Consider the following 14,325-nt stretch of genomic DNA (forward strand, 5'->3'; position numbering starts at 1 on the left):
GATGAATGGGATGGAAGAAATTAAAGTCATTACGCCGGAAGAATTACAAAAAAAGCTGGAGGCAGGGGAAAAACTTGAGCTGGTAGATGTAAGAGAAGATGAGGAAGTTGTATTCGGAATGATACCGGGAGCCAAACATATTCGTATGGGCGAAATTCCTGCTAACTTAGACTACTTTGATAAAGATAAGGAATATATTTTTATTTGCCGCTCAAGCCACCGCAGTGGAAATGTCTGTCATTATCTTCAAGAACACGGGTATAAGGTCCGCAATATGATCGGTGGAATGCTTGCATGGACAGGAGAAACTGAATACACAGAATAACCGATTCCGCTAGGGAATCGGTTTTTTTGTTTAGTAGCTGTAAATCAGGTTCCACCTGTCGTGGTATCAAATCCATGATGATGCCCTGAGGGTCCTCCGCCATTAAAGAATTGATCCTGTTGTTGACTGCTATTATCAAAGCCTTGTCCACTGCTATCAGTGTTATCATCGGGGTTTTGCTGATTTTGATCAAATTCTGAAGTACTATCCCCGCCCCAGGAATTGCTAGTATCTTGTCCTGATTGCTGATCTTCTTGTGTGTTAAATCCACCTTGTTGTTGCTGATTTTGCTCCGAGTTGCTTTCTCCCTGTTGGTGATTTTGATTTGTATTTGTATTTGAACCTGGCTGTTGTCTTTGATTAAAAGCCATTTGGCTGTTCGAATTGCCGCCGTTTGATAAACCAAGATAGGAAACCATTCCTGCAACTAACGCTAAGCTGCCAAAACTGACTCCCCATGAAATTTTTTGTTTTTTATCCACCAAGATACTCCTTTCTATTTTGACCTCAGAAAAGAGTTTACAAGTTAAAACTTAAAAAAACCTTAACTTTTAAATATGTCTATTTTTAAAATTCAGAAAAATTGAGAATAATAGTAGAAAAAAGTAAGGGAGAGAGTTTTGTGATTCAAGTAAAGTTATTTGACCGGGAGCATGAAAAAGATTTAGAAAAGGAAATGAATGGATTTTTAAAAGGATTAGATGATCAATGCTTAGTCGATATTAAATATAATGTAGCTGCAATGACCGAGGAAGAAGAAGAGGAGCAGATTTACTGTTTTACGGCAATGATTATTTACCGGGCGTGATGAATAAATTCACGCCCGATTTTTTTTGGCAGATAAAGCTGCATTGGTTCCAGCAAGCCTGCCTGTTACTAAGGCAGATGTTATGTTGTATCCGCCTGTGTAACCATGAATATCTAGGACCTCGCCACAAAAATATAGACCCTCCATCAATTTGGAGCCCATGGTTTTCGGCTCAATCTCTTTAACGGTTACACCACCGCCTGTCACAAATGCTTTATCAAGAGGGAGGGTACCATTTACTTTAAATTGAAATTGTTTGCACCCTTGTGCAAAAGCACGGATCTTTTCATTGGATAGGGTGCCGCCTTGTTCAGAAGGATCGATATCATATTTTTCTAAGAGAAATAAAAGATACCGTTCAGGAACCATTCCCTTTAACGTATTTTTGATACTCTTTTTAGGCTCACCTTTTACAAGCTTAATAATCTCTTGAAAGATTTCTTCCTCTTTTCTATCTGGAAGGGCATCAAGACTCATCATCACTTCTTTTACATTCCATTTTTTCAATGCCTTAACGACAAATTGACTGCACCTTAGTACGGCTGGGCCGCTGACTCCAAAATGGGTAAACAGCATATCCATCCGATGCGAAATCAATGGTTTCCCCTTTGGGTTTAATACACTAAGATTAATATCCCTAAGTGATAATCCTTGAAGGGTTTTATTTTTAATAAAAGGTTCGTTTGACGTAACGGGTACTTCAGTAGGGAACAATTCTGTTATGGTATGTCCTGCTTTTTCAGCCCAAGCATAACCGTCACCCGTAGATCCTGTGTGGGGCACCGATTTTCCACCCACAGCAATAACAATTGAACTAGCTGAAATTTGCTGGCCATCCTTCAGCAGCACGGCAGAAACATGTCCATTTTCATAGATGACATCAGCAACAGGACTATTTTTGTAGACTTTTACATGAAGTTTCTCCAGTTGTTCTAAAAGGGCATCAACTACTGATTGAGCCTTATTACTGACTGGAAACATTCGCCCATGATCTTCTTCTTTTAATTCAATTCCTAACTTCTCGAAGAACCGAATAATATCTTCGTTACTGAAAATGGAAAAAGCACTATATAAAAATTTCCCGTTTCCAGGAAGATGTTTGATTATTTCCTCAATCGGCAGCCGATTCGTTACATTGCAGCGTCCTCCACCGGAAATAGCAAGTTTTCGCCCCAGCTTGTCTCCTTTATCAATTAAGAGAACCTTTGCCCCTTTTTCACCAGCAGCAATAGCAGCCATTAACCCGGATGGCCCGCCGCCTATTACAATACAATCGTATTCCATTTTTTCCACCAACTTTAATGTATTCATTTCATTATAAACATAACTTGTGAAATTAAAACGAATAAAGCATTTTTTAAGTAAAATAACTCGGTTGTTAGTAGCATCGGAGGAAAAGAAGTTGTAAACTACTAATAGTGTGCAAAAAACGTCGATTATTCTTGTGAATATATTAACGTATCTTTTCGGGTAGGAAGGGATTTTATGCAGTCAAAGCTTTTAAGAGGAACGTTTATCTTAACCTTAGGGACGATACTTTCTAAAATTATAGGACTTATTTATGTTATACCGTTTTACCAGATTGTTGGAAAACATGGGACCCAGCTTTATTCATACGGATATGTCCCTTACACCATATTTATAAGTATCGCAACGGCTGGGGTACCACTGGCTGTTTCTAAATTTATTGCCAAATATAATGCACTTGAAGAATATGCGGTTGGCAGGAAATTGTTCAAATCCGGATTAGTAGTGATGTCTCTAACCGGTTTTTCAGCTTTTTTAATTATGTATCTCGCTGCCCCTTTATTAGCAGAAATGAGTAATCCTGGGAAAGGTCAATTGGGTGATGTGGTAACAGTCATGCGTGCTGTTAGTTTTGCGTTAATTCTTGTCCCTTTCATGAGTTTAATCAGAGGATATTTTCAGGGACATCAATCCATGGGGCCTTCTGCTGCATCGCAGGTTGTTGAACAAATCGTCAGGATTATATTTACACTAGCTGGGGCCTATGTGGTTTTGAAATTTTTAAGCGGGTCCATGGTAACGGCCGTAAGTGTTGCCACTTTTGCTGCCTTTGTTGGTGCGATCGGAGGCCTAGCCGTCCTGTTCTGGTATTGGTATAAAAGGAAGCCATATTTAGATGAACTTTTAGAAAAAGACAAAGGAACTGTTCAAATTTCACTGAAAGAAATTTATAAAGAAATCTTTATCTATGCTGCGCCCTTTGTATTTGTAGGGATTGCTAATCCATTATTTCAGCTTATTGATCAATTTACCCTTACTAAGGCTTTGGTAGAAATGGGAACGTCAAAGAAATTAGCTGATACTGCTTTTGGGATATTGAACTTTGAATCGCATAAAATTGTGATTATTCCAGTTTCCTTGGCCACTGCGTTTTCGTTAACCCTAGTGCCGAGCATTACAAAGGCATATATTGAAAATGACCGTGAAAACTTAACACATCAATTAAATCAAACCTTTCAGGTGCTATTATTTTTAACACTGCCAGCTGCCATAGGTCTTTCGTTATTGGCTGAACCTGTTTACACGGTTTTTTATGAACATGATGCCCTAGGAACCCAGGTTTTGGGAGCCTATGCACCCGTAGCCATCCTATTTTCCCTTTATTCGGTGACGGCAGCCATCATGCAGGGAATCAACGAACAGCGATATACGATTTTAAGCTTATTGGTGGGACTATTGGTTAAACTAACTCTCAATATACCTTTAGTAAACATGTTTGAAACAAGAGGGGCAGTCCTGGCAACAGCTATTGGGTACTCGGCCTCCATTATTATTAATTTAATCGTCATCAAATATTTCTCCCGCTACAGGTATCGATTTGTATGGCGGAGAAGCTTACTGATTATTATTTTTGCAGGATGTATGTGGGCTGGAACGGAGATCATGTATAAGTTGTTATTGCTGTTCTTATCCCCAGCATCCAAAATGCAATCGATCATCATTATAGTTGTTAGTGCCTTCGTGGGTGCTGCCATCTATTTTTATTTAGGAGTAAAATCAGGACTGGCGACTCGATTATTCGGAAACAGAATTGAGCGTGTTCTCACTAAACTTAAGCTGCCAAGAAGGAGGCAAAGCGTTGAGAATAGATAAGATGTTAGCAAACCTTGGTTACGGCAGCCGTAAAGAAGTAAAACAGCTTTTAAAAAGCGGTGCCGTAAGAGTAGATGACGTAATCGTTAAGGATCCAAAAACCCATGTGGATGAAAAAAATCAAACAGTAACTTTAAATGGGGAAGTTATTGAATACAAAGAATTTATTTATTTAATGATGAACAAGCCTCCTGGAGTGCTGTCTGCAACAGAAGATAATTCATGCGAGACGGTCATTGACCTGTTGGAATTGGAAGATCAAGTGTATGAGCCTTTTCCGGTCGGAAGATTGGACAAAGATACAGAGGGGCTGCTCTTGATCACCAATGATGGTCAATTAGCTCACCGTTTATTGTCACCAAAAAAACATGTACCAAAAACATACTTTGCCGTAATTGATAGAGAAGTGACTGAAGAAGATGTAAAAGCATTTTCCAAAGGGGTAACCCTTGATGATGGCTATGAAACAAAACCTGGTGAGTTAAAAATATTAAAATCCGGAATTCGTTCGGATATTGAGTTAACCATTACGGAAGGCAAGTTTCATCAAGTAAAAAGAATGTTTGAGGCCGTGGGGAAAAGAGTGGTCTATTTGAAACGTATGACTATGGGCCCGCTTCCGTTGGATGAGACTCTTGAACTTGGTGAATATAGGGAATTAACCGATGAAGAAGTAGAACTATTAAGGGAGTATCAAGTGAAATAAGATGAAAAGCAGCTATACTCCTAGCTGCTTTTTTGTGTTTTTAAAGGAATGGTTGATAAATGTAAAAATGGGTAACCTACATGTATATAAGCTATAAAGAAGTGTTGCTAAGGGGGAAATGTCATGAAACTTACGCACGAGCAAGCAATAGAGTTACACGGCTTCAATAACCTAACCAAATCTTTAAGTTTTAATATGTATGATATTTGTTTTACCAAAACGAAAGAAGAACGAGAATCCTACTTAAAATATATTGATGAACAATATAGTGCGGAGAGGCTGCAAACGATTTTAAAGAATGTGGCAGATATTATTGGTGCACATGTATTAAATGTAGCTAGTCAGGATTTTGAACCGACTGGGGCAAGTGTCACCTTATTAGTTTCAGAAGGGCCCGTGACACATGATGTTCCATCTGAATCCTTTGAGGAATCACCAGGACCTCTGCCGGAATCAGTAGTCATGCAGTTAGATAAAAGTCATATCACGGTCCATACATATCCGGAATTTCATCCAGATGAAGGAATCAGTACCTTTAGAGCCGATATTGACGTTTCAACCTGCGGAGAAATTTCACCGCTAAAGGCCCTTCACTATTTAATTAGGTCTTTTGAAACCGATGTAATGACGATTGATTACCGAGTTCGTGGTTTTACACGGGACAAGAGCGGACACAAACTTTTTATCGACCATGAAATAAATTCCATTCAGAATTATATCCCTGAAGATGTGGGAGAACTATTTGATATGATTGATGTCAATGTCTATCAAGAGAACATCTTTCATACGAAATGTAAACTCCGAGAGTTTGATTTAAATAACTATTTATTTGGCTATACCAAAGAAAAACTAACCCCTGATGAACATATTGAAATAACCGAGAGATTAAAAATTGAAATGGATGAAATCTTTTATGGGAAAAATATTGTCTAAGAGCTCAAACATTCTGAGCTCTTTTTACCATTTTTAAAGTAATTGACATGAAACCAAAAGGTGTTATATAGTATAGATGTGAAACCAGATGGTTTCGTAATTCATCGATATTTTAGGAGGCATTTCAGTGGAAAATCAATCACAAGCTACATTAGAAGATATTAAATATACAGTCGTATATAATGCTCCAATCACTAAAGTATGGGATGCTGTGGCAACGGCTGAGGGTCTTAGTGCGTGGTTCATGCCGAATGATTTAAAGGCAGAAGAAGGTCACGAATTTCATATTAATGCAGGTCAATTTGGTATGTCGCCATGTAAGGTTACACATGTAGAACCGCCAAAACGTCTTTCTTTTAATTGGGGAAAAGACTGGACCTTAACCTTTGAATTAAAAGAATTAGAAGAGAAAACAGAGTTAACTTTAATCCACGGCGGATGGGATGTTAATAAAGTTACTGAATTTGGTGCGCCGCATACTCCAATTCGTGAAAACATGAATCAAGGCTGGGCGGGTCTTGTGAAAAAACTTCAAGCATATGTTGAGGCATAAATGGCAGCTTCCTCAGCAAAACATGATGTTTTTCAAGCGATTGCTGACCCAACCCGTCGAAGTCTATTAAAACTTCTTAGCAGCCAGGAAATGCCTGTTACTGCGATTAGTCAACATTTTCCGATTAGCCGGACTGCTGTTTCAAAACATTTAAAGGTACTATCAGAAGCAGGTTTAGTAAAGGAGAGGAAGGTTGGCAGAGAAACAAGGTACAAGCTCGAACCAGCGCCTTTGTTTGAACTAAAAGATTGGCTCCAATATTTTGAACTATTTTGGGAAAATAAACTGGGTGCATTGGGGCGTTTCTTAGAAACGGACGATGCGGATTCAGAAAACTGAAGGTAAAATTGTATATAAAAACAAAAGGTGATACCCAAATGGCTATCACCTTTTGTCTTTTTTTGGCTTTGTTAAACGATATTGTTGTTTTTTATACTCTGTTGATTGGAGAGGAAGGCGCTCGACTCCTGCGGGAGTACGGGGCAGGGGAGACCCCACAGGCGCTAATGCGCCGAGGAGGCTCCCCGGCACGCCCGCGGAAAGCGAGCGCCTGGATTCGGAAATCAACAGCCAAATTTAACAGCGCCTTTTTTATTGGACAGCTTCAGTTTTAGAGTGCTGTAGATGACTTGTGATCCAGCCAATAACAGCAGCAGCAATTAAATAAATTAATAGAATGAATATTTGCTGCTGCAGTTGCATCCAATCGCCAAGTGTAATGACATCCTGGAATCCTCGAAGGGAGTGAGCCATAGGAAGAACATTACCTATCTTACTAAGAATAGGATTACTCAATTCACCAGGGAAAGTACCGCCGCAGGTAGCTAATTGTAGAACTAACAGGGTTACAGCCATAAACTTTCCAGCCACTCCGAAAACCGTTACCAGCATCAAAATAAACGTCATAAAGGTGAAGGAAACAATAATACTTGATAAAATAAACAAAGGTACATTGGCTACATCTACTTTAAAGCCAAAAAGGACAATCAAATCAACAAATAATACTTGGATTAATGCTATTACATACTTAAGTGCAAGTTTATTAATAAAATGAACTGTTCCGTTGACCTTGATATCTTGTCTGCGGCCTAGCGGCAAAATATTAGCGGCCATAATCCCGCCAACATAAAATGCTAAAGATAAGAAGTATGGCATTATCCCTGTCCCATAGTTAGGTACATCCGATACCTCTGATTCAACTAGCTGCACAGGCTCTGAAAACATGGAGGTTAATTGGTCCGTATTATGAACACTTGCCGTTTTTTTTGCGGCGTCATCCAATTTAACAGCAAGTTCATTAGATCCAGCACTTAATTGCCCCAATCCATCCACCAACTGATTTGTACCTTGATCAAGTTTGTTACCACCATTCGCAAGCTCAATGATGCCATTATTTAATGAAGTAAAGCCTTGTTTCCATTGAGTAAATCCGTTAGAAAATTCTACGGTTCCACTTGCAAGTTTTGTTGCACCGCTTGCAGCGTCCTTCAATTTACTTCCAAATTGCCGCATTCCGTCTTGGACCTCTGATTCACCTTGGACTAAAAGAGAAGTCCCTTGAACCAGTTGGTTTTGCCCATTACTCAACGAATCCGCTGCCACAGACAGGCCGTCTGCTTTTGCAGTAATTTGTTGGAAAGCTGCGTCATCTGTTAGTTCAGGATGATGTTGTAAAAATTGTTCAATAGAGTTGTTTAGGTCATCTGTAGAATTTTTCATGTTAGCTTGCCCTTTGGCCAGTTGTTCTTGTCCGGCAGCGATTTCTTTTGTACTCTGAGCCAACTTATTTATTCCTGTTTCAAGACTTGTATGACCTGCGGCAAGATTGGACATGCCGTCAGAGAGAGAAGCCGAGCCGTCTTTAATGACGTTTACTCCTTTAGTTAACTTATCCTGACCGATTGTGAGCTGCTGACTTCCGTCCATAAGTTGGGCAGCACCATTATTTAAGCTGTGGACTCCATCTGAGAGCAGGACCATCCCGTTTTTAGCATCTGTTGTCCCTTTATTAATTTTGGCCGCTCCGTTACCGGCATCACGTAATCCGTTTGCTAATTCCTGAAACTTCGAAAATACCCCATCAGCATAGGATTTTGTTATGCTGTTAGCGATTTTCGTTTTCATTTTTTCAGTTGCCGTTGTGCTAATTTGGGAAGCAACATAGTTTTTACCCGGATTTATTTTATACATAAGTTTTGCAGGTTCCGGATGTTCATCCATTAAGGTACTTACTTTTTGTGAGAAGTCCTGAGGAATAGTGATCACCATGTAATAAGTTCCATCATTTATCCCCTTATTGGCCTTCTTTTCTGATATGAAGTGAAAGTTTAAGTCCTTATTTTCTTTTAGGTTTTGAACAAAGTCATGACCTGCATTAATTGCTTTCTTGTCCATTGTGGAACCTTTATCTAAATTAACCACTGCGACTGGAAGTTGATCTAACTTTCCATATGGATTCCAATAACCTGCGAGAAAGAAACCCGCATAAATTAATGGCACAATTAAAAGAAAGATTAAGGCGATTCTTCCGTGTTTATGATGCCACATCATTTTTAAATCTCGAAATACTAACTTAAATCCCTTCATAATGACCCCTTTTTATTTATGATTTAATAACATAACCACAATAATAAATGGAATTTTATATATTGTATAATATATAATTCATTATGGAATTATAGCTTTAAATCTATTTGAGTATGAAGGTGTATGAAAGATGGAGCTTTTACAATTACAGTATTTTCAAACCGTTGCAAGACTTGAGCATATGACAAAAGCGGCAGAAGCATTGCAAATAGCCCAGCCGTCATTAAGCAAAACAATCGCCCGATTAGAAGAAGACCTTGGTGTCCCATTATTTGATAGAAAGAATAGACAGTTGAAACTAAATCATTATGGAAGATTGTTTCTAGAACGTGTGAACCGCGTATTTTTAGAATTAAATGAAGGAAGGAGAGAGATTGAGGATCACCTCGAGAAGGGGCAAACGCAAATTACTTTAGCAGTTAGTATTCCGCGAGTTATTCCTCAATTGTTGAGTTCGTTTTTAAAAGACTTCCCAGACATTAAATTTCAGCAAAGGCTAGAATCCACTTCATCTATGAAGAGTCTCTTAGAGAAAGCAGAGATTGATTTCTGTATTTCATCAGTAGAAATCGATGGAGAGGATATAGTATGGGAACCACTAATGACGGAACAAATTTACCTAGTAGTTTCTCCAGATCACCGATTAGCAGCAAAAGAACAAATTTTTCTTAATGAAGTGAAAGATGAGTCATTTATTAGTATGAATACTGGTTATGGATTTAGAAATTTAACGGATGAATTTTGTCGTGAGGCAGGTTTTATTCCTAATATTGCTTTTGAAGGTGATGAGCCTGGTGTCATTGGGGATCTGGTCAGGCAAGGTTTAGGAGTGGCTTTTGTCCCGGAAATTTCTTGGCTGAACAATTCCAATCCATTTCCTAATAAACTAAAAATTGTGGGACCAAAATGTCAAAGGACCATTGGGCTGGGATGGTCAAAAAGGCGATACTTGTCTGATACAGCACAGCACTTTCGTAGATATGTGACGGAGTATTTTTCTAAAATTATTTTGTGAAAAATAAAAGGCCAGCTAAATGCTGGCCTCTTCCGTCTTAGGCTAATATTTTATTCTTCACAGGTTTTCCATAAATAAAGGAGAGTATAATTAAGATGCCGAGTGTAACTAGACAAACGGAAGTCCCAATCAGATTATTTGTGTTAAATATGAATCCAATAAAAATGATGCCCAGTGATAGTAATGCAAATATCGATGTATATGGGAACCATTTAACTTTAAATGCCGGATTATTTTTGTAATGCGGTCTTAATTTTAACTGAGCCGCACAAATGCTCATCCAAAGAATCATGACCGTAAAACCAGGAATTGTCATCAGGTAACCGATAACCTGGCTTGGTGTCAAGTACGCCAAATAAACAGCCGCTAAAATACAAATACTTGCAACCATAATTCCCATAATTGGTATTCCTTTAGATGATACCTTTGCAAGGATTTTTGGTGCTACATCGTCTTGTGCCATGGAAAACAATGTTCTTGATGTGGCATAAATACCGGAATTTGCTGCGGAAAGGACAGCTGTTAAAAGAACAAAATTCATAATATGGGCAGCCCCAGGTAACCCTGTACTACTAAAAACCTGAACAAATGGACTATCCTGACCAGTCACTTTGTTCCAAGGGATCATCCCGCAAATAATTAGAATTGGCAATACATAAAAGATGATCACACGCCAGACAGCGCCTTTAATAATTTTTGGCAAAACACGATCAGCATCCTTGGTTTCAGTAATAGCAACGCCAATTAATTCGGCGCCCCCATAAGAAAACATGACAACTAGGAAGGCGCTAAATGTTCCACTTAGTCCATGTGGAAAAAAGCCGCCATGAGCTGTAAAGTTTGAGAGTGGATCCTGAATATTGCTTGGAATGAATCCTAAAAGGAGTAAAAATCCTAGGACGATAAAGGCAACTAAGGCAATAATTTTGATGCCGGCAAACCAAAATTCCAGCTCTCCATAATATTTTACCTGGAATAAATTGATGCCCACGATAACAACCGCACATAGAAAGCTTAACAGCCATAATGGAAGGGCAGGGAACCAAAATTGAAGAAAGCTTCCAGCAGCTAATAATTCAACTACCGTAACCAGTGTCCAATTGATCCAGTATAACCATCCGACTATATAGGAAATTTGGAATCCAAAAGCCTTGTTAACTAAATGCTGAACATTTAGATTGGGATAAGCAATTGCCATTTCGCCCAATGCGGCCATAATAATAAAAAGTAATAATCCACCGATTAAATAGGCTACAATTACACTAGGTCCGGCCATATTTAAAGTATCGGAGCTGCCTTTAAAAATACCAGTTCCAATCATCCCAGCCAGGGCAATAAACTGGACGTGCCTTGGAAGGAGCCCCTTTTGTAAATTCTGATGCTGATTTTTTTTCATATAAGTACCTACTTTTCTCTTTTGCTTAAACGCTTTTAAGTACTAAAGTGTTTTTCTATATTAATATATCATATTTATTATTCTTGTCAAATAGATTAGAAGATTTGCTGAGCCGAATTGCTCTTTAATACAGTAAAAAGCACACGATTGGTTCGTGTGCTTTCTTATGATGATGCATTAAAATTATTTTGTTATTAAGATGACATCTTCACTTTCTTTTGTGTTGTTGTCCATTTTCCGCGGCTTGGGCTTATGACCAAGTCATTATAGGCTAAGACATTTAAATCTCGTTGTATGGTGCGAGGAGTGATACCAAATTCCTCTACAAGTTCCTGGGTCGTGACAGTGCCGTTATTACGAATAAACATGTAGATACATTTGATGCGGTTTAACATCCGGTTAGTTGAAGGTTTCAAAGAACCACTCCCTATCCTAATTTCAAACCTATGGCTTAATCCAGCTACCGACAGCCTATTTGAAGATTACTCTTCAAGAAATATGTAGTTTCTTTTCCGCGCAGACATCTCCTTTAATGGAATGTTCCTGTGGATACTTAGATGTCATACATCTAACCTTATTGTACCCATAATTTCAGAAAATTTCTACCAATATAGTAAAGTTTACAAAATATTTACCGGTAATTTGTGGGAAACGCCTACTTTTATCGCCTCCTAAATGATTTCATACTATAGAATATGGGGAGAGGTCCTTGGTTTATGATAAATTGTTTGAATTTTTAGTAAAAATATAGATTTTTATGTGAACAGAATAATTGAATAATAAAAAAGACGTGGTTCACATAAACACGCCTTTTTCTCCATGCAGCAAATTAGTAACTGAATAAATCACTTGATAAGTATCGTTCTCCTGTATCACAGGCAATGCATACTACAACGTCATCTTTTGATAATCGCTTTGCCACCTCAATGGCCGCAAAACAAGCAGCTCCTGAAGATGGACCAACCAAAATCCCTTCCTCTTTGGCCAATCTTCTTGTTATCTCATAAGCATCTTCATCAGTAATTTGATGAATCTCATCGTATACATTTTCATTAAGAGTTTTTGGTATAAAACCAGGGCTTGTGCCCACAAGTTTATGTTTACCAGGTTTACCACCTGATAAAACGGGTGAGCCCTTCGGTTCAACAACATGTACGGATAATCCCTGATAATGCGCTTTTAATGTTTCACCTGTTCCTGTAATTGTTCCACCGGTCCCAGCGGTTGCAACGAAAGCGGAGAGTGGTTTACCGATTTCCTTCATGGCCTCGATAATCTCAATTGCAGTAGAGTGTCTGTGGGCATCCGGGTTTGCTTCGTTTTCAAATTGCATCGGGATAAAACTATTGGGTATTTCGTTTGCTAGTTCTAATGCTTTTTCAATGGCACCCTGCATCTTTTTATCTCCTGGTGTTAGGACTACTTTTGCGCCATATGCCTTTAATAGATTGATGCGTTCTTTAGTCATCGTATCAGGCATAATAATGATGGATTGATAACCTCTCGCAGCAGCATTCATGGCAATTCCTATCCCAGTATTGCCACTAGTAGGTTCAATAATGGTCGATCCTTTTTTCAATCTTCCGCTTTTTTCAGCTTCGATAATCATATTGTAAGCCGCACGATCCTTGACACTTTTGCTGGGATTGAAAAATTCAAGCTTCAAATAAACAGAGGCACCCCGATTTGGAGCTAACCGATTAAGTTTTACAAGTGGCGTTTCTCCGATCAATTCTGCTATATTGTTAACTATTTTCATTGCGCTTCCCTTTCTAGAAAAATTTATTTTTAATTTCATCATAAAGAAAATAAAAAGGATTGTAAAAAATATCGCTTAATAAACGGTTTGACAGTAGATACAATTTGGAGAAAATAGACTAAAATGAAAAAAAAGACTAGGTGAAAAAAATGAATCAACGACCACATTTTTTCTTTGCTGTAAGAATCCCTGAAGAAACAAAACTAACTATGAAGAACCATATCGAAAGATTAAAACAAGACATTCCTTTTAGCAAATGGGTTCATCATATGGACTTACATATTACGTTAGCTTTTTTAGGGTCTGCAGAACCAGAAAAACTTAAGAAGGCTGAAAACTATGTTAAAAAGGCTTTAAAAAATGAGGAGTCATTTACATTGAAAATAAATAAACTAGGAATTTTTGGGAAGAAAGATTCTCCCCGAGTTTTTTGGGCAGATACAGAAAGCAGTGAAGAGTTGAATTGTATAAGAAAAAAGGTATATTCAGCTTGCGAAACAGCCGGTTTCCAACTTGAAACCCGGCCGTTTAAACCTCATATTACCTTAGCAAGAAAATGGAAAGAGCCGTATGAATTCCAAGAGGACTTATTAAAGGTTTGGGGGGAATTACAGCCCGAACCACTCAATTTCCATGCGCAAGAGGTAGTCGTTTATCAAACACATCTTAACCAAACACCCAAATATGAAGCGATTACCATATTCCCATTGCAATCATAGACATTTGAATGTAAAGTGGGGTTTTATGAATCCAATTTATTTTATCAATAATCTGGGTGTCGGATTTGATACTGCGATCTCTCGTGAGGTAAACCAATCTCTAATTAAGGCATGGTTAAATAAACTATCATTGGGCAGGCTTGTTTATGTCTACTTTTTATTTAAAAATGTATTTACCTATAAAACTGCAACAATTGATTTATCAATTAACAGGAAAAAGCATATATATTAAAGAGTAAAAATGTATAGAGGGAAAAACCTACCATCCAATCACCTATTAAACAATATGTCATGCTGACGGGGAGCATATCGGATACACCCCACTTTCGATTCACCTTCAAGCGAGAGCCTTAGAGGTGTTATCTAGAAGTCGCGGGAAGGAAGAAGTTGAACTGAAGGAGAGGG

At 38.3% G+C, this 14,325-nt stretch carries 17 protein-coding genes; 11 read left to right on the top strand and 6 right to left on the bottom strand.

The features are described from left to right. Positions 1–10: 10 nt before the first annotated feature. Positions 11–325: a rhodanese-like domain-containing protein gene (locus tag CVD27_RS22160; RefSeq protein WP_101650618.1), complete on the top strand. Its 315-nt coding sequence runs from the start codon at positions 11–13 to the stop codon at positions 323–325. A 44-nt stretch (positions 326–369) separates the two neighbouring features. On the opposite strand, the gene CVD27_RS22165 is transcribed toward CVD27_RS22160, so the two are convergent. After that, entirely contained in the window at positions 370–807 is a 438-nt protein-coding gene (locus tag CVD27_RS22165; protein WP_101650530.1) for a hypothetical protein, read from the bottom strand. 140 nt (positions 808–947) lie between these two features. Between CVD27_RS22165 and CVD27_RS22170 the strand changes: the two genes are divergently transcribed. Continuing rightward, positions 948–1,133 (top strand): sporulation protein Cse60, encoded by a 186-nt coding sequence (locus CVD27_RS22170; protein WP_101650532.1) that lies wholly within the window; start codon positions 948–950, stop codon positions 1,131–1,133. Between the two features lie 9 nt (positions 1,134–1,142). Here CVD27_RS22170 and CVD27_RS22175 read toward each other — a convergent pair whose 3' ends face one another. Next, positions 1,143–2,417, bottom strand: coding sequence for a BaiN/RdsA family NAD(P)/FAD-dependent oxidoreductase (locus CVD27_RS22175; protein WP_101650534.1), 1,275 nt, complete (start codon positions 2,415–2,417; stop codon positions 1,143–1,145). A gap of 201 nt (positions 2,418–2,618) precedes the next feature. Between CVD27_RS22175 and CVD27_RS22180 the strand changes: the two genes are divergently transcribed. The 6 genes from CVD27_RS22180 (at position 2,619) to CVD27_RS22205 (ending at position 7,059) form a co-directional block, all read left to right on the top strand. Next, positions 2,619–4,253: a putative polysaccharide biosynthesis protein gene (locus CVD27_RS22180; protein WP_101650538.1), complete on the top strand. Its 1,635-nt coding sequence runs from the start codon at positions 2,619–2,621 to the stop codon at positions 4,251–4,253. Continuing rightward, positions 4,240–4,959, top strand: a complete 720-nt coding sequence (locus tag CVD27_RS22185) for a pseudouridine synthase (protein ID WP_101650540.1) — start codon at positions 4,240–4,242, stop codon at positions 4,957–4,959. The genes CVD27_RS22180 and CVD27_RS22185 overlap by 14 nt, the downstream gene beginning before the upstream one ends. 123 nt (positions 4,960–5,082) lie before the next feature. Then, positions 5,083–5,892 carry an adenosylmethionine decarboxylase gene (gene speD, locus CVD27_RS22190; RefSeq protein ID WP_101650542.1) on the top strand — a complete coding sequence of 270 codons (810 nt, stop codon included), beginning with the start codon at positions 5,083–5,085 and terminating at the stop codon, positions 5,890–5,892. A 127-nt stretch (positions 5,893–6,019) separates the two neighbouring features. Further along, complete coding sequence (locus CVD27_RS22195) at positions 6,020–6,445, top strand: SRPBCC family protein (RefSeq protein ID WP_101650544.1); 426 nt, start codon at positions 6,020–6,022, stop codon at positions 6,443–6,445. After that, entirely contained in the window at positions 6,446–6,784 is a 339-nt protein-coding gene (locus tag CVD27_RS22200; RefSeq protein WP_101650546.1) for an ArsR/SmtB family transcription factor, read from the top strand. A gap of 38 nt (positions 6,785–6,822) precedes the next feature. Further along, positions 6,823–7,059: a hypothetical protein gene (locus CVD27_RS22205; protein ID WP_101650548.1), complete on the top strand. Its 237-nt coding sequence runs from the start codon at positions 6,823–6,825 to the stop codon at positions 7,057–7,059. Here CVD27_RS22205 and CVD27_RS22210 read toward each other — a convergent pair. Continuing rightward, positions 7,037–9,031 carry a YhgE/Pip family protein gene (locus CVD27_RS22210; protein ID WP_101650550.1) on the bottom strand — a complete coding sequence of 665 codons (1,995 nt, stop codon included), beginning with the start codon at positions 9,029–9,031 and terminating at the stop codon, positions 7,037–7,039. The genes CVD27_RS22205 and CVD27_RS22210 overlap by 23 nt on opposite strands. A 130-nt stretch (positions 9,032–9,161) precedes the next feature. Here CVD27_RS22210 and CVD27_RS22215 point away from each other — a divergent pair, with 130 nt between their 5' ends. Continuing rightward, positions 9,162–10,046, top strand: a complete 885-nt coding sequence (locus CVD27_RS22215) for a LysR family transcriptional regulator (RefSeq protein WP_101650552.1) — start codon at positions 9,162–9,164, stop codon at positions 10,044–10,046. Between the two features lie 37 nt (positions 10,047–10,083). On the opposite strand, the gene CVD27_RS22220 is transcribed toward CVD27_RS22215, so the two are convergent. The 3 genes from CVD27_RS22220 to cysK form a co-directional block, all read right to left on the bottom strand. Then, a complete protein-coding gene (locus CVD27_RS22220) occupies positions 10,084–11,442 on the bottom strand; it encodes an amino acid permease (RefSeq protein WP_101650554.1) in 1,359 nt (452 codons plus the stop codon). Between the two features lie 194 nt (positions 11,443–11,636). Next, the gene (locus CVD27_RS22225) at positions 11,637–11,858 is read right to left on the bottom strand and encodes a DeoR family transcriptional regulator (protein WP_007086548.1); all 222 of its coding nucleotides are present in this window, start codon (positions 11,856–11,858) and stop codon (positions 11,637–11,639) included. Positions 11,859–12,271: 413 nt separating this feature from the next. Next, positions 12,272–13,201: a cysteine synthase A gene (cysK, locus tag CVD27_RS22230; protein ID WP_101650556.1), complete on the bottom strand. Its 930-nt coding sequence runs from the start codon at positions 13,199–13,201 to the stop codon at positions 12,272–12,274. 149 nt (positions 13,202–13,350) lie between these two features. On the opposite strand from cysK, the gene thpR reads away from it, so the two are divergent. Both thpR and CVD27_RS22240 read left to right on the top strand, forming a co-directional pair. Continuing rightward, positions 13,351–13,920 carry an RNA 2',3'-cyclic phosphodiesterase gene (gene thpR / locus CVD27_RS22235; RefSeq protein ID WP_101650559.1) on the top strand — a complete coding sequence of 190 codons (570 nt, stop codon included), beginning with the start codon at positions 13,351–13,353 and terminating at the stop codon, positions 13,918–13,920. Between the two features lie 25 nt (positions 13,921–13,945). Continuing rightward, complete coding sequence (locus CVD27_RS22240) at positions 13,946–14,152, top strand: hypothetical protein (RefSeq protein ID WP_101650561.1); 207 nt, start codon at positions 13,946–13,948, stop codon at positions 14,150–14,152. Positions 14,153–14,325 lie beyond the last annotated feature (173 nt).

Source organism: Neobacillus cucumis, assembly GCF_002860255.1.
In the GTDB taxonomy this organism is placed as follows: domain Bacteria; phylum Bacillota; class Bacilli; order Bacillales; family Cytobacillaceae; genus Neobacillus; species Neobacillus cucumis_A.